At 36.9% G+C, this 14,312-nt stretch carries 20 protein-coding genes; 16 read left to right on the top strand and 4 right to left on the bottom strand.

What is annotated here, in order from left to right; translation table 11 throughout:
* The first annotated feature begins 2 nt into the window (after positions 1-2).
* The 12 genes from efp (at position 3) to ACE1MS_RS14255 (ending at position 8,085) form a co-directional block, all read left to right on the top strand.
* Positions 3-560, top strand: a complete 558-nt coding sequence (gene efp / locus ACE1MS_RS14310; RefSeq protein ID WP_031417398.1) for an elongation factor P — start codon at positions 3-5, stop codon at positions 558-560.
* A gap of 206 nt (positions 561-766) precedes the next feature.
* Positions 767-1,774 carry an NAD(P)H-dependent flavin oxidoreductase gene (locus ACE1MS_RS14305; protein WP_012295090.1) on the top strand — a complete coding sequence of 336 codons (1,008 nt, stop codon included), beginning with the start codon at positions 767-769 and terminating at the stop codon, positions 1,772-1,774.
* Between the two features lie 90 nt (positions 1,775-1,864).
* Entirely contained in the window at positions 1,865-2,074 is a 210-nt protein-coding gene (locus ACE1MS_RS14300) for a hypothetical protein (protein ID WP_012295089.1), read from the top strand.
* Positions 2,075-2,079: 5 nt separating this feature from the next.
* Positions 2,080-2,457: a hypothetical protein gene (locus ACE1MS_RS14295; protein WP_012295088.1), complete on the top strand. Its 378-nt coding sequence runs from the start codon at positions 2,080-2,082 to the stop codon at positions 2,455-2,457.
* A gap of 12 nt (positions 2,458-2,469) precedes the next feature.
* Complete coding sequence (locus tag ACE1MS_RS14290; RefSeq protein ID WP_031417399.1) at positions 2,470-3,381, top strand: stage III sporulation protein AE; 912 nt, start codon at positions 2,470-2,472, stop codon at positions 3,379-3,381.
* Between the two features lies 1 nt (position 3,382).
* A complete protein-coding gene (locus ACE1MS_RS14285) occupies positions 3,383-3,526 on the top strand; it encodes a hypothetical protein (RefSeq protein WP_004231124.1) in 144 nt (47 codons plus the stop codon).
* Positions 3,527-3,648: 122 nt separating this feature from the next.
* Complete coding sequence (locus ACE1MS_RS14280) at positions 3,649-4,008, top strand: hypothetical protein (protein ID WP_447402429.1); 360 nt, start codon at positions 3,649-3,651, stop codon at positions 4,006-4,008.
* Positions 4,009-4,563 carry a SpoIIIAH-like family protein gene (locus tag ACE1MS_RS14275; RefSeq protein ID WP_008179871.1) on the top strand — a complete coding sequence of 185 codons (555 nt, stop codon included), beginning with the start codon at positions 4,009-4,011 and terminating at the stop codon, positions 4,561-4,563. It abuts the gene before it with no gap.
* A gap of 199 nt (positions 4,564-4,762) precedes the next feature.
* Positions 4,763-5,260 carry an acetyl-CoA carboxylase biotin carboxyl carrier protein gene (gene accB, locus ACE1MS_RS14270; protein WP_012295084.1) on the top strand — a complete coding sequence of 166 codons (498 nt, stop codon included), beginning with the start codon at positions 4,763-4,765 and terminating at the stop codon, positions 5,258-5,260.
* A 13-nt stretch (positions 5,261-5,273) separates the two neighbouring features.
* Positions 5,274-6,632 carry an acetyl-CoA carboxylase biotin carboxylase subunit gene (accC, locus tag ACE1MS_RS14265; protein WP_012295083.1) on the top strand — a complete coding sequence of 453 codons (1,359 nt, stop codon included), beginning with the start codon at positions 5,274-5,276 and terminating at the stop codon, positions 6,630-6,632.
* A gap of 97 nt (positions 6,633-6,729) precedes the next feature.
* Positions 6,730-6,948, top strand: coding sequence for a hypothetical protein (locus ACE1MS_RS14260; RefSeq protein ID WP_332289683.1), 219 nt, complete (start codon positions 6,730-6,732; stop codon positions 6,946-6,948).
* 219 nt (positions 6,949-7,167) lie between these two features.
* Positions 7,168-8,085 (top strand): HNH endonuclease, encoded by a 918-nt coding sequence (locus ACE1MS_RS14255; protein WP_332289685.1) that lies wholly within the window; start codon positions 7,168-7,170, stop codon positions 8,083-8,085.
* A 367-nt stretch (positions 8,086-8,452) separates the two neighbouring features.
* On the opposite strand, the gene ACE1MS_RS14250 is transcribed toward ACE1MS_RS14255, so the two are convergent.
* Positions 8,453-8,614, bottom strand: coding sequence for a DUF4181 domain-containing protein (locus ACE1MS_RS14250; RefSeq protein ID WP_257216151.1), 162 nt, complete (start codon positions 8,612-8,614; stop codon positions 8,453-8,455).
* 336 nt (positions 8,615-8,950) lie between these two features.
* On the opposite strand from ACE1MS_RS14250, the gene ACE1MS_RS14245 reads away from it, so the two are divergent.
* Complete coding sequence (locus tag ACE1MS_RS14245; RefSeq protein ID WP_031417403.1) at positions 8,951-9,361, top strand: Asp23/Gls24 family envelope stress response protein; 411 nt, start codon at positions 8,951-8,953, stop codon at positions 9,359-9,361.
* A 91-nt stretch (positions 9,362-9,452) separates the two neighbouring features.
* On the opposite strand, the gene ACE1MS_RS14240 is transcribed toward ACE1MS_RS14245, so the two are convergent.
* The 3 genes from ACE1MS_RS14240 to ACE1MS_RS14230 all read right to left on the bottom strand — a co-directional run bounded on the left by ACE1MS_RS14240 (position 9,453) and on the right by ACE1MS_RS14230 (position 11,815).
* Positions 9,453-10,622 (bottom strand): MFS transporter, encoded by a 1,170-nt coding sequence (locus ACE1MS_RS14240; RefSeq protein WP_031417405.1) that lies wholly within the window; start codon positions 10,620-10,622, stop codon positions 9,453-9,455.
* A gap of 176 nt (positions 10,623-10,798) precedes the next feature.
* Positions 10,799-11,635, bottom strand: coding sequence for a MerR family transcriptional regulator (locus ACE1MS_RS14235; protein WP_036164103.1), 837 nt, complete (start codon positions 11,633-11,635; stop codon positions 10,799-10,801).
* Positions 11,636-11,650: 15 nt separating this feature from the next.
* Complete coding sequence (locus ACE1MS_RS14230; protein ID WP_012295063.1) at positions 11,651-11,815, bottom strand: DUF2197 domain-containing protein; 165 nt, start codon at positions 11,813-11,815, stop codon at positions 11,651-11,653.
* 211 nt (positions 11,816-12,026) lie between these two features.
* On the opposite strand from ACE1MS_RS14230, the gene nusB reads away from it, so the two are divergent.
* The 3 genes from nusB (at position 12,027) to ACE1MS_RS14215 (ending at position 14,243) form a co-directional block, all read left to right on the top strand.
* Positions 12,027-12,410 (top strand): transcription antitermination factor NusB, encoded by a 384-nt coding sequence (gene nusB, locus ACE1MS_RS14225; RefSeq protein ID WP_012295062.1) that lies wholly within the window; start codon positions 12,027-12,029, stop codon positions 12,408-12,410.
* Between the two features lie 31 nt (positions 12,411-12,441).
* A complete protein-coding gene (gene folD, locus ACE1MS_RS14220) occupies positions 12,442-13,296 on the top strand; it encodes a bifunctional methylenetetrahydrofolate dehydrogenase/methenyltetrahydrofolate cyclohydrolase FolD (RefSeq protein WP_012295061.1) in 855 nt (284 codons plus the stop codon).
* Between the two features lie 131 nt (positions 13,297-13,427).
* Positions 13,428-14,243 carry an undecaprenyl-diphosphate phosphatase gene (locus ACE1MS_RS14215; RefSeq protein ID WP_012295060.1) on the top strand — a complete coding sequence of 272 codons (816 nt, stop codon included), beginning with the start codon at positions 13,428-13,430 and terminating at the stop codon, positions 14,241-14,243.
* The last annotated feature ends 69 nt before the right edge of the window (positions 14,244-14,312 follow it).

Here is a 14,312-nt window from a genome sequence, read left to right as displayed (position 1 = left end):
AAATGATTTCAGTAAACGATTTCCGTACAGGTCTAACAATTGTTGTTGATGGCCAATTATATCGCGTGTTAGATTTCCAACACGTTAAACCAGGTAAAGGTGCTGCTTTCGTACGTTCTAAATTACGTAACCTACGTAATGGCTCAGTGAATGAAAAAACATTCCGTGCTGGTGAAAAAGTAGAAAAGGCACAAATCGATAACCGTAAAATGCAATATCTATATGCACAAGGTGACGAGCATGTATTCATGGACCTAGAATCATACGAGCAAACTGAACTAGCTTCATCAGCAATCGAGTATGAATTGAAATTCTTAAAAGAAAACATGGAAGTTCATATTCAATCTTACCAAGGTGAAATGCTAGGTGTTGAATTACCAAACACGGTTCAATTAGAGGTAACTGAAACAGAACCAGGCATTAAAGGTGATACAGCTTCAGGCGGCACTAAACCTGCTACACTTGAAACAGGTCTTATTGTACAAGTACCTTTCTTCGTCAACCAAGGTGATGTACTAATTATTAACACAGAAGAGGGCTCTTACGTTTCTCGTGCCTAATTATTATTAATCCTCAACCTACTCTTTTTTATTGAAAGAGTAGGTTTTTATTTTTTTCTTATACATTTCTTGTGAAAGGACAGGGACATTGTGATAATGGATAGAGAAACGGTCTCTTTTTTTCGTGTCTCCCTCCAAGTTTCTACCATCAGATAGATGGTCATTATTGGGAGAAATGTCTACAATAATCATAAGGAGTGAGAGTTATGCTACAAACAATACTAGATAGTCAACATCCTATTATTCAAGCACCTATGGCAGGTGTAACATCACCTAAATTCGTGGTAGCCTGTACCGAGGCAGGGTTATTAGGCTCCATAGGTGCAGGTTACTTAGATGGTGAACAAACTAAGCAATTTATTCAGGAAGTAAAGAAGCTAACGACCAAGCCTTTTGCGGTCAATCTTTTCGTACAAGAGGAGCCACAAATTGATATCGAGGTCTTACAAAAGGCTCGCATGGCACTTCAACCTTTTTATGATGAGCTTGGACTGTCGCCTGTACAAAGCGTTGTATCCAAGGAAGTTTTTGCTGGACAAGTACAAGCGGTTATTGAGGAGAAGGTGAAGATTTGCTCTTTTACATTCGGTATTCCGTCAGCGGAGGTACTGAAACAGTTAAAGGAACATGGGGTATATACAATTGGGACAGCCACTACATTAGAGGAGGCTCAACTAGTTGAGCAGGCAGGCATGGATGCAGTGGTCCTACAAGGTGGAGAAGCTGGCGGTCATCGAGGTTCCTTTACAGCCCCGCTCCAATTAATCCCTTTATATGACTTGCTGCAGCAGGTAGCAGGAAAAATAGCTATTCCTATTATCGCAGCGGGGGGCCTCGTGACGAAGAAGGATATTCAGAAGGCTTTAGAGAGCGGTGCACAAGCAGTTCAAGTGGGGACGGCTTTACTGGTGGCAGAAGAATGCGAAATTTCTCCGCTCTATAAAAATGCGGTGTTGGCATCAAAAGAGCAGGAAACAACTATTACACTCGCATTTACGGGAAAACCAGCAAGAGGCATAGCCAATGATTTTACTAAACGTATGAAGGACGCGACAGTTGCACCATATCCGTTGCAAAATTATTTAACGACAACTATTCGTAAGGAAAGTGCCAAACAGGGCAATGCCGAATATTTATCGATGTGGATGGGCGAAAATAGCCATCTTGTACAACATGCTGGTACGGTCCAAAGTATTGTAGATAAATGGCTATAAAATTTTTAGATAGAAGATCTCTATACAACTGTATAGAGGTCTTTTTTTTGGTAGAGCAACATATATTGCTGTACACGAGGGGGCGTAGGAATGGAATTACAAGACGTATTAAGAGTTGCTGGAGTGGGACTAGTAGTTGCGCTTCTTCATGTTTTCTTCGATCAAACGGGGAAGAAGGAATTTTCATTTTTCCTATTTTTCATTGCCTACTTATATATGACAGCAGAATTACTCCGATTTTTACGTCTATTTTTTAATGAAATTCTCACATTCTTCCAATGGCTGACATCTTCCGGGTAGGGTAAATGGAAATTGTTATCGTTGCTGTTGTCATGCTGCTTTTATTATTGCTAATAAAAGAAGTCATACAGCCACTCCACGCGCTAATAAGTGTGATGTTCTCTTTTTTGCTTTTTGGCATGCTGTTCTCGACACTTTTATTGCCCTTCGTCAAGCAACTTTTAGAAACGCTTGCGTTTTTGCCTTATGCAAAGGCTATCTTAATTAGTGCAAGTATGTTCTATGTCGGGCAATGGGTGTCATTGCTGCTTGTAGAACATAACTATAAAGTGCTCGGGAGCATTGTTTTTGCAGCGGTGAAAATTGTTATTTTATTGTATTGGTTCAAAGAATTTTTGGCTGTATTACAGGAGGTGTCGGCCATTTTACAAAGGCTAAACTAAGGAGCGAAGCCATTGCAGGAGCAAATACTTTCGTTTTTAATCGACCCATTCTTTCTCTTGCTCAAGATGACACTGTTGCTTTGTAGTTATGTCATCATTATTTTAATTATCAATATGCTATTACCAGAATTTGAAAAAGGGACAAGAATCCTCTTTTTTCTAATTGTCTTAGCGACGATAGGACCAGTTGTTGTTAAATCTTTTACATTAATTGATGAAATTGCACAAGGACTAGCCCATTTATTTACGGCGTTCTATCCTATTTTGACCTCAAGCTTTATGTTATCAAGTAGTATTACAGCCATTGCATCCTGGCAGCCATTTTTGCTGTTTTTTGTACAAGTTCTCACCATTATTAGTAGTAAGTGGCTTATTCCAGGTGTTTTATTAGCCATTGTCTTTGATGTGTGCAGTGTGATTGTCAAGGAAATTTCTTTTACAAGAATCGCAGATTTAATTCGTTTTACCATTATGAGTATCGTTTCTGCCTCTGTTATTTGCTATGTCCTATTGATGACCGCAGGTGGGGTGGCAGCGTTTAGCGTCAATGCAGCTGTTGCTGAGCCGGTCAAAAAGTTAATTGAAGAAAATATTCCGGTTGTTGGTTCGTTTATAGTTGATAGTTTTTCGATGTTTCAGCATATGACACAATTTACATCCTCCCTTACAAGCATTAGTGCCTTTATTGCAGTTATTACCGTATCGTTTATTCCAACTGTTCAACTTGTTGTCAGTGCCTATTCTTTGAAAATGCTGGCAGCTATTTTAGAACCAATTGCCTTTGATGATATTTGTAGACTACTCGATCAAATTAGTAAATCCCTATTTACCTTATGTGCTGTATCATTTCTGATTGCTTTTTCATTTATGTTCTCTTGTTTTTTCCTCATTGTGTTCGTACAAGTTATGGCAGGGGGGAGATAAATTGATTCTTTTATTGGCATTGCTGTTTGTTTGTCAGATTTTTGTGTTTCTAACGGATGATAAGGAAATAATTTCGCTCACAAAATTGGTCATCACGTTAGTATTTTTGCAATTGCTATTAAAGATTCCATTTATCAATTCATAGGAAGAAACAAGCGTACATACACTTGAAAAAGAGAAGATGAAAGGAGGCAATGTACAAGTGATGTGGAAAAGACACGAAAAAAAACAACGTCATTAATGGTTTTAATACTGGTAGCTGCCTCCGTGGGTATTTTCATCATTTTGCCTATGTATCAAACGAATTCAACGAACGACAAAGGTTCACCGCTCTCTAATGAAGAAAAACTTGAGCAAACACTGAAAGCAATGCAAGGTGTTGGGGAGGTTAAAGTCTATTTTTATTATGGAGAGATGACAGATGATCAAGATGCCAATAAACTATTCAGCCAATATTTTCGAGGGACTGAGCAAGGCGCGAAAAACGTAACAGGAATGCTAGTTGTTTCAGAAGGTGCATCCGATATCTTTGTGAAAAATGAAATTCGTGCAGTCGTCAGTCAAGTGATGCAGTTGCCGATTCATCGAATTATTATCGTTCCAATGGAAAATAAGGAGGAAAAGTAAATGCGCGTACGTAGAAGAACAGTTTGGTTTATGACATTATTAAGTTTAGTAGCAGTCATTTCAGTGTATTATTTGGTTGATCCAGCAAAACAGTTCAATGGCCTTACTATTTTTACGGATGATACATTACAACAAACAGCTGTAAGTGGTGTTACAGATCAGAAAGCAACGAATGATGTGACACAAGAAGTTTCTTCACCGAGTCATTTATTCGAAGAAATGCGTATGCAAGTTAGTGATGAGAGAAGTCAACTTCGTGAGCAGCTAACACAAAAAATTGCTTCAGAAGAATCTTCCGCTGACGAAAAAAATGAGGCATTCAATGAAATGGATGGTCTTATTAAACGAGAATCAGCAGAAGCGATGCTTGAAATGCTCATTAAATCATTAGGTTATTCTGATGCATTTGTTCGCGCTGAAGGAGAGAAAGTTTCTGTTACAGTTATGGCTGAAGAATTATCAAAATCCCAAGCAAATGAAATTATATACTTAGTGAGAACAGAGATGGAAGGCGCAAATGATGTACAAGTAAAGTTCAGCGCGAATAATTATTAAAAATATAGAAAATAATAAATTTTTAGTTTATTCAAAGGGCGTTGTTATATATCAGCGTTATGAAAAGGCTTTCGCTTAGTAAAGGAAAGCCTTTTATTTTGTTCATATTTACTTAATTTTCATTTAACTGTTTCAAATTGATTCGAAAAAATATAAAATAGTTATTGTAGTAGATTTTATTTCATAAGGAGAGTTAGAAATGTTCAAAATTCAAGAAATTCGCGAAATTATTAAATTAGTAGATTCTTCTTCAATTGACGAGTTTGTGTATGAGGTAGATGGCGCAAAAGTTAAGTTAAAAAAGAATAATATTGTTGTTACAGAAACTGTAGCACCTAAAAAAGAAGTAGTAGCACCTGTTGTACAACAATCTGCACCAGCAGAAGCTCCTGTAGCAGCGCCAGCTAAAGTGGAAGAAGCACCAGCTGCAGCCGCGCCAGCGATTAACGACCCATCGCTACATAAAATTGTATCTCCAATGGTTGGTACTTTCTATCAATCACCAAACCCAGATTCACCAGCTTACGTAAAAGCAGGCGACAAAGTAGGGAACGAAACAATTGTATGTATCGTAGAAGCAATGAAATTATTCAACGAAATTGAAGCAGAAGTGCAAGGGGAAATCGTTGAAGTACTTGTGAAAGATGGCGAATTAGTAGAATACGGCCAACCATTATTCCTTGTAAAAGCTGAGTAAGGAGTGCAAATCCATGAAAAAAGTTTTAATTGCAAACCGCGGCGAAATCGCTGTGCGTATTATTCGTGCTTGTAAAGAGTTAGGCATTCAATCAGTTGCTGTGTACTCTGAAGCAGATGCAGACGCATTACATGTGAAATTAGCAGACGAAGCCTATTGTATTGGTCCGAAGCTATCAAAAGATTCTTATCTTAGCTTCCCAGCCCTACTTAGTGTAGCTGAAAAAACAGGTGCTGACGGTATCCACCCAGGCTATGGCTTTGTATCGGAAAACGCTGATTTTGCAGAAGCTTGTGAAAACGCTGGCATTAAGTTTATCGGTCCATCATCTGATTCCATTAAAATTATGGGTATCAAGGACGTAGCACGTACAACAATGGAAGCAGCAGGAGTTCCGCTTGTTCCTGGTACTGGTATTGTGCCAGATATCGAAACAGGTAAAGAATGGGCTGCTAAAATTGGTTATCCTGTAATCATCAAAGCAACTGCTGGTGGTGGTGGTAAAGGGATTCGTGTAGCACGTACAGAAGAAGATCTTGTCAAAGGTATTGATATTACGCAAAAAGAGGCTGCTGCTGCATTCGGTAACCCTGGCGTATATTTAGAGAAATTCATCGAGTACTTCCGTCACTGTGAAATCCAAATTTTAGCGGATGGCTATGGTAATGTCGTGCATTTAGGCGAGCGTGACTGTACTGTTCAACGTCGTATGCAGAAGTTAGTAGAGGAAGCTCCATCTCCAGCTCTTTCTTCTGAACGCCGAGCTGAAATGGGCGCAGCTGCAGTAAAAGCAGCTCAAGCCTGTGACTATGAAGGTGCTGGAACAATTGAGTTCATTTATGACTATCAAGAAGACAAGTTCTACTTCATGGAAATGAATACTCGTATTCAAGTAGAGCACCCAGTAACAGAAATGATTTCTGGTGTAGATCTTGTACAACAACAATTAAAGATTGCATCTGGTGAAAAACTTCCTTTCACTCAAGATGATATACAATTAAATGGTTGGGCAATTGAATGCCGTATTAACGCAGAAAATGCCTACAAAAACTTCATGCCTTCAGCAGGAACTGTTGATACGTATGTAACGCCAGGCGGCTATGGTGTACGTATTGATTCTGCTGTTTATGCAGGTTATACAATTCCACCATACTATGATTCAATGGTGGCAAAACTAATTGTACATGCCAATACACGAGAAGAGGCGATTGCGAAAATGAATCGCGCGCTAAGTGAATTTGAAGTATCTGGACCTGGAATCAACACAACGATTCCATTCCACCAAGCACTCATGAACAACGACGTGTTCAAATCAGCACAATTCAATACGAAGTTCCTTGAAGAGAATGATGTATTGGGGACAAGCAAGTAATTGATTTGTGGGTTTAGGGAATCGAATAGGGAATAGAACACCTATCAAAGTTCGCAATTTTATTACCTTCTAACTTTTATTAGTTAGGAGGTTTTTTATGTCCAAAAATAAACAGAGAACAGGGATATATGATTTGAATTACATTACAGGGAGTATACAGCTTCCAAACTTTAATGGGGCATTTCAACAGGATGACACAGAGCTAATTGCACCTCCGAAAATGATAGTGGACGTAACTGAGGTGAAGAAGGGCATCAAAGTCGTTAATGCACTACTAATCGTAAAAGAACAAATGCGGCTATGGAAGGGTAAGTAATGTGAAAAAAGCGGGTACATTAAAACCAAATTTATCAAGTTAACTATATGGAAATGTAGTAGCACTACGATCCCTGCAAACCGTAATGAATTGTGTAAATCCTTAATTCTTAACTATCTTTAATAAAATAGATTATAATTATTCATACCTGAAGGGGCTACTAAAGATTACGTCATTTACACTCAAATATAGAACAGATCAAGATAGAGGGATAATTAGATGAATTATTATATTGTAATGCAAGGGCACACCTATTTAGAAGAGAAAGAAGCGGGCATTATTTGGTCACCGCAAAAAGATAAATCTGGTAAAGTACCACACTCATGGAATCGGATGAAAGAGATATTAAAAGGGGATTGTATATTTCATTATGTACGTGGAGAGTTAGTTGCTATTAGTATCGCACAGTCAAATTATTATGAAGCTTCAAAACCAGGAGAGATGCAAAGTTATTCACAATGGGAAGATGCAGGTTATTTAGTAGATTTAAAATATCATGAGTTAGATATACCACTAAATATAAAGGCAAGTTTTGATGTGATTTTACCGCTTCTACCCATAAAGTATTCTCCTTTCCAGCAAGATGGGAATGGCAATCAAGGTTATTTATACCCATGTAATGAAACGCTCGCAATTAAATTATTAGAATTGACTAGTGACTTAAATATATATGAAGAAAATCAGGAGCAATTAGAGTTTGCAATTGGTTCTGTTGTAAGTAGAGAAAGTAATAAACTTGTACCAATCCTAGCTGAGACAGAAGCGGAAGCAAAAGTGAAAATTCGTAAAGGTCAGCAGAGATATAAAGAGGCGTTAGCTCCTTTATGGAATCATCAATGTGCATTGTGTGGCATAGATTTACCTGCAATGCTAAGAGCAAGTCATTCAAAGCCTTGGAAGGATAGCGCACATGAAGAAAGATTGGATGCTTATAACGGTTTATTGTTATGCTGTAATCATGATGCATTATATGACAAAGGCTATATTGCATTTGATGGGACAGGTAAGATTCATATCTCTGAACGGATTGATGAGGAGGATTATGTGAAGTACGGTATTCATCCTAAAATGCGCGTGAATCGCCATGAGGAAAATAAGAAGTATTTTAAATGGCATAAGAAGCATGTATTTGTATAGTAGTAATCATAAGAGAAGCTGGATTAATATGCTTCTCTTTTTGTATGTTACTAGAATAGATTTTACAAGCCTTTTTAAAAGTAATTTAAAAGTAAAATTATGAAAAAAGATGGTAATAGAAGAGCGTTCTGAAATTTTTCTATTCTTAGATATATCGTTAAAGCTTGAGGGAGTTGGCATTGACAGGATTTTTAACGTTACTAGTCTTTTGTAAAACAACCATTCCACCAAGCACTCATGAACTTGATAAAATTTTAATTATTAAATAGGCCGAAAAAATCAGTTGTTATCGTAAAAGTTATTATAAAAGCAATTAAGATAATCCGTGTTTCAAAATTTCGATAAACGACAAATGAATCGTTGTTATTCATATAAACTGTACTAAAAAAAATAGACTTATAAAAAATATTCTTACTGACCAATCAAGTTTTTTATGTCTTTCATTAAGATGATTATAAGAAAACCATTTTTTTCTCTCGACACCTAACAATTTTCTAATTACAAATCCAAAAATACTAATTACTAACACTAACACAATTTAAAAATAGTAATAATGTTCCTATTTCATTCTTGTCAATTTATTCACCTCTCAAATCTGCTTTTTCTTAACTAGCTAAAACTTTATTCATAATAGAGAGCATATCATAGTAAATTATTAGTTGGTATAAAAATGGAAAATGTAAACTTTATAAATTAACTGATATAGCAGTGTGAATTAATAAATGTTGAGGAGCAATAAAGATCATTTCATGAAGCTTCTTTATAAATTAAAACGGCTTTCGACAGCCAAACCTTCCTTTTTATAGTATAATAAGCGTAAGTACAGCATTTGTTTGTGATGTGTAAGGGAAAGGATGATATTTGTATGGCAGAGAAAGTAGGACAATCTTTCGTACAACCAACACCTTCTGGAAAAGAAGAGCTTGGAAAAATTGAAGTAGCGGCAGAGGTTATCGAAGTTGTGGCTGGAATCGCTGTAAATGAGATCGAAGGCATTGCTGCAACACGTGGTAATATTGCGACAGGTGTCGTGGAACGTTTCGGTAAAAAAGTACACAATAAAGGCATTAAATCAGGTGTAACAGAAACGGGTGAAATCGCTATTGATGTATTTTGCTCTGTGAAATATGGATATGCCATTCCTAAGGTAGCGAAGGAGGTACAAACACAGATACGCCAAGCTATTTTTAATATGACAGCACTGGAAACAGCAGAAGTAAATGTGCATATTACAGGGATTCACTTCGAAAAAGAAGAAACTGTGGTACATGAATAAAACGAATAGGATTGCCCAAAGATGATTCATTCATCTTTGGGCAATCCTTTGTTATTTGGAAATTCATTCATAATATTGTATCGCTGTAAGTTTATAATTCAATATGCTTTGGCTTTCTCCAGAATAACGCAAGGATGACACCTAGCACTAAAACAATTGTCGCAAAGTAATAGGGATAGTTCAAATTAATATCAAACAGTATCCCGCCTAAAATAGGACCGAAAATATTACCTAGGCTTGTAAACATAGAGTTCATGCCACCAACAAACCCTTGCTCATTACCAGCAATTTTAGATAAATATGAAGTGACAGCTGGACGAATTAAATCGAAACCGACAAAAATAAAGAATGTGACAAATAAGATGGCAAAATAATGATTGACGATGGTCATAGCAAATGTTAAAACGGCTGAGAGGATTAGCGAGTAACGAATGACATTAATTTCTCCCATTTTCTTTGTCAGCCAATCAAATAGTAATAATTGTGCCAATGCACCTACAATCCCACTGCCTGTAATGATAATGGCGATATCCGAAGGCGTAAAGGCGAATTTATGATCGACGAATAAACTAAATAATGATTCGAACGCTGCTAAGCCAAATGATAGGACGAAAATAAGAATAAATGGAATGAAATAAAGCGGGCTAAATACTCGCTTTGCACTACCTAACATGGATGTTGGTGTATCTTCCTTATCTCCAGCTCGTGTTGGTTCCTTTAATAATACGAAGGAAAAGATGGCTGCTACAAGGCCAAGGACACCTGCCGCATAGAATGGTACCCGCGTACCATATTCGGCTAAAAATCCTCCAATTCCAGGACCGATTATAAAGCCTGTACTAATTGCTGCACTCATATAGCCAAGAGCTTTTGGGCGTTGAGATAGTGTAGTAATATCGGCAATATAAGCAGTGACGGCAGGCATAATGAAGGCCGCACTGACTCCACCTAGCATTCGAGAGATAAAGAGTATTTCAATGGAACGTCCTAATCCAAATAAAAACTCTGAAAGTCCAAAAATAAAAAGCCCTGCAACAATCATGACTTTGCGGCCAATATTATCGACTAGCTTACCTGCAATAGGTGACACAATCAGTTGCGTAATGGCAAAGGCTGCAACCATATACCCAACGACGGAGCCCGAAATATGAAGCTCATTCATGATGGTTGGTAAAACAGGAATGACTAAACCAATACCTAAAAAGGCAATGAATAGATTCGATAGTAAAATTGCTAATGTTATATTTTGTTTCTTGCTCATAAAGTTCTCCTTTTATTCGTTCACGATACATGAAATTGACATTCTACTAGAATATTTCCATGTAATACGATAAACCCTATAGTAACTATAGGGTCAAAAGATTTGTTTTCAATTTTAATGTTTTTTATCAGTTTGGAAATTAATGTAGAGAGTTATACATAAAGGAAGATGATATCTTATTGTTTTTTGCGAACCTTTAATTCAACAATGAATTTCTTTTCATGCTCTATAGTAAGAGTAGCTGGCATATAGAGCTCATAAACTTGGGATTCAAAAGCCTCTGACTGAGCCATCACATAATTTCTTAATTTTTCATAAAAAGAAAAATAGGTATCCGGATGGTAGATAAATGCGATACATACAAATGTACCTGCAGGTATAATTGTTTGTTCAATGTTTGACGATAGCTTCGAAAAAATACGCTCTGTTAATAGCGGGGTGAAAATAGCATCATAAATAATTGCATTCACATCTTCATAGGGAGCGAGTGGATATATACAACCATAGCGACTATTTAATACACTGCCTTCTTTCTCAATAATTTTTGTAAGGGTTGCGTAATATGTATTGGTACTAGAAGTTGGTGTTAATTTGTTAGTTGTCACTTGTAGAATAGGCATCGCTTCCTCTACCTGTATATATACCTCACCAAAGAAGGGGATATCAATTTGTTCCTGTAATTGCTTTTTGGTTTTTAATAATGTGTTTTTTACTTCATTCAATCGTGAAATTTTATCATCAATTCTTAGCTCTTGCTGTGCTAAAAAGTCAAGCAGTTCTTCAGACGTTAATTTGAGCGCCTTTTTTATATCTTCTAGTGAAATACCGATATATTTAAGTGATTTAATGATGTCTAAATAAAAAACTTGACTATCTTTATAATAGCGATAATTGGTATAAGTATCAGTGTATGCAGGCTTAAATAAATCAATCTGATCATAATAGCGTAAAGTTTGAACAGATAGATTCGACAGTTTGGCAACCTCACCGATTGTATAATAATGTTCCTTCATACTTACTTGCCTCCACTAGTAGCTAAAGAAGTTTCGGATGGCATCAAAGCGAATTTTATGCTTGCACTCTTCGCAATAAAATAGGTGAGCTTTACGTTCTTTCATTTGTTTATATTGTGCTTCACCCTCTCGGAGCTTGAATGGTTTTTTACAGCTTGTGCAAATAGCTTCATATTGCATTGTGAACACCTCTGAAGATTCTTTCAATTTTCTTTATTATAACATTTTGTGATTTAAACAATCATTTTGGAATGCTTAACATGAATTGTTAGATGCGCAAAAAGTTTCTTGAAAAAGGTTTCAGATTATTGAAAACTTGCTTGAAATCGTGTTTCTCGGGCGATTTTATGCTATTATAAACCTTAATGCCACTTAAGAAGGAGAGCTTTACATGAAACGACATGAAGCACGCGAAAAAGCGTTGCAAGTTTTGTTTCAGCTAGACAATACAGATTTAACAGTTGAAGAAGCAATGGGTCATATTAAAGGCCAACCGACAAATGTCTTCTACGAAAAAATTGTTACTGGAACAGCTGAACATTTGGAGGAAATTGATGCTACATTAGAACAGCATCTTGAAAAGTGGTCACTTGCCCGTTTACCCAAAATTGAAAGAACTGTTTTACGCCTAGCTGTATACGAGCTGTTATACATGCCAGAAACACCAAAAAGAGTAGTACTAAACGAAGCAATCGAGTTATGTAAAACATTTGGCGATGATAGTTCATCTAAATTCGTCAATGGTGTACTTTCTAAATTTACAGAACAAGAATAATGTGTTGAATTGGAAGGAGTAACGAAGGTTTATGTCAAGTGCAATTATTAATGGTAAAGAGATTGGTCAAGAAATTCGTAATGCTGTAGCAGAGCGTGTAATTCGTTTAAAAGAACAGGGGTTAACACCTGGTTTAGCGGTTGTGTTAGTTGGGGACAACCAAGCTTCAGCTACATATGTGAGAAATAAGCAAAAATCTTGTGAAGCAATTGGTATGTATTCGGAACTGATTAAATTACCAGAAGAAACGAAGCAAGAGGAATTATTAACACAAATTCAACAATTAAATCAACGTGAAGATATTCACGGTATTTTAGTACAATTACCACTTCCCAAACATATTGATGAGGATACAGTCATCGCGACAATTGCTGTCGAGAAGGATGTTGATGGCTTCTCACCTGTCAGTGTTGGGAAAATGATGCTTGGCCAAGAAACATTTTTACCTTGTACTCCTTTTGGCGTAATGAAGCTTCTTGAGTATTCAGGAATTGAAATTGCAGGAAAACATGCTGTAATCGTAGGACGTAGTCATATTGTTGGTAAGCCAATGGGACAACTACTATTGCAAAAAGATGCTACGGTTACGTATACACATTCCAAAACGCCAGATTTACCTTCATTTACAAAACAAGCGGATATATTAATTGCTGCTGTTGGACGTGCAAACTTTATTACAAAAGAGCATGTGAAAGAAGGGGCTGTTGTAATTGATGTTGGCATTAATCGTGATGACAACAATAAATTATGCGGCGACGTAAACTTTGCTGAAGTAGATGGTATAGCGTCTCATATCACCCCTGTTCCAGGCGGTGTTGGACCGATGACCATCACCATGTTACTATTCAACACTGTGCAAGCAGCTGAAAATAAGCTTGCTAATTAAATAGCCTTTTCCAGAAGTCATCTCAATATCGTGTTGAGATGACTTCTTTTATGGATCGATGCCAGAACTTTTATGCTAATTTTGACGTCTAATGTAACGTTTGGGACATACATACTTAGTAGGAGGTTTTTATGGAAAATATCGATATTGTGTTAATTGTGAAGCATATCATTATTGGCCTTGTCCAAGGGTTTACAGAACCAATTCCCGTATCGTCAAGTGGACATGTGATGATTGCCAGCGAAATACTAGGGCTTGGTGAACAAGGGTTTACGTTCGCCATTCTAACCAATACAGCGTCGTTACTTGCTATTGTTTATATTTATCGTGAGGATATAGTGCGATTGATTTCCCATTTCTTCTTGTACTTGAAAACACGTGAGAAGCGCTATAATGCTGATTTTCGTTTTGCTTTGTATATTATTATCGGTTCAATTCCGGCGGGCGTTTTAGGAGTATTATTAAGTGATGTTATTGGAGACAATGTGAGCATGACGACAATTGCACTCATGTTGTTTGTTACGGGTGCGGCATTATGGTTGATTCGTAATATGCGTGGGAAGAAAAAAGATGCAGATTTAAGTACGAAGGATGCCATTATTGTTGGGTTAGGGCAAGCAGTCGCTCTCACACCAGGTATTAGCCGATCAGGTGCTACGATTATTTCAGCTATTGCAGTAGGTATGAGACAGGATACGGCATTACGTTTCTCCTTTATGCTTTATATTCCAGTAAGCTTAGGTGGGGTTGTATTAGGTATAACTGATTTTTTAGGTGAGCCTAATAAAGGTGCGTTAGCGCTTCCATATGCAGCCACTTTTCTAGCTACACTTATTATGACGTACTTTGCCATGCGTTGGTTTATGGGCATTATGAAAAGTGGTAAACTTAGCTATTTTACGTACTACTGTTTTATTGTAGGAACATTATTATTATTATTCTATTAAAATGTAAAGTCTCATAACAACTGTTGTTATGAGACCTTCTTTTGTTATTCATTGAATAGTCAATTTCTA

Source organism: Lysinibacillus sp. fkY74-1 (assembly GCF_053165895.1).
The sequence above is the reverse complement of the archived record's forward strand: the minus strand, read 5'-3'. Positions and strand labels throughout refer to the sequence as shown.

Bases quoted from the DNA above. Each gene is read 5' to 3' on its own strand.
- efp (WP_031417398.1), top strand. From the start codon at position 3: ATGATTTCAGTAAACGATTTCCGTACAGGTCTAACAATTGTTGTTGAT.
- ACE1MS_RS14305 (WP_012295090.1), top strand. From the start codon at position 767: ATGCTACAAACAATACTAGATAGTCAACATCCTATTATTCAAGCACCT.
- ACE1MS_RS14300 (WP_012295089.1), top strand. From the start codon at position 1,865: ATGGAATTACAAGACGTATTAAGAGTTGCTGGAGTGGGACTAGTAGTT.
- ACE1MS_RS14295 (WP_012295088.1), top strand. From the start codon at position 2,080: ATGGAAATTGTTATCGTTGCTGTTGTCATGCTGCTTTTATTATTGCTA.
- ACE1MS_RS14275 (WP_008179871.1), top strand. From the start codon at position 4,009: ATGCGCGTACGTAGAAGAACAGTTTGGTTTATGACATTATTAAGTTTA.
- accB (WP_012295084.1), top strand. From the start codon at position 4,763: ATGTTCAAAATTCAAGAAATTCGCGAAATTATTAAATTAGTAGATTCT.
- accC (WP_012295083.1), top strand. From the start codon at position 5,274: ATGAAAAAAGTTTTAATTGCAAACCGCGGCGAAATCGCTGTGCGTATT.
- ACE1MS_RS14260 (WP_332289683.1), top strand. From the start codon at position 6,730: ATGTCCAAAAATAAACAGAGAACAGGGATATATGATTTGAATTACATT.
- ACE1MS_RS14255 (WP_332289685.1), top strand. From the start codon at position 7,168: ATGAATTATTATATTGTAATGCAAGGGCACACCTATTTAGAAGAGAAA.
- ACE1MS_RS14245 (WP_031417403.1), top strand. From the start codon at position 8,951: ATGGCAGAGAAAGTAGGACAATCTTTCGTACAACCAACACCTTCTGGA.
- ACE1MS_RS14240 (WP_031417405.1), bottom strand. From the start codon at position 10,622: ATGAGCAAGAAACAAAATATAACATTAGCAATTTTACTATCGAATCTA.
- ACE1MS_RS14235 (WP_036164103.1), bottom strand. From the start codon at position 11,635: ATGAAGGAACATTATTATACAATCGGTGAGGTTGCCAAACTGTCGAAT.
- ACE1MS_RS14230 (WP_012295063.1), bottom strand. From the start codon at position 11,815: ATGCAATATGAAGCTATTTGCACAAGCTGTAAAAAACCATTCAAGCTC.
- nusB (WP_012295062.1), top strand. From the start codon at position 12,027: ATGAAACGACATGAAGCACGCGAAAAAGCGTTGCAAGTTTTGTTTCAG.
- folD (WP_012295061.1), top strand. From the start codon at position 12,442: ATGTCAAGTGCAATTATTAATGGTAAAGAGATTGGTCAAGAAATTCGT.
- ACE1MS_RS14215 (WP_012295060.1), top strand. From the start codon at position 13,428: ATGGAAAATATCGATATTGTGTTAATTGTGAAGCATATCATTATTGGC.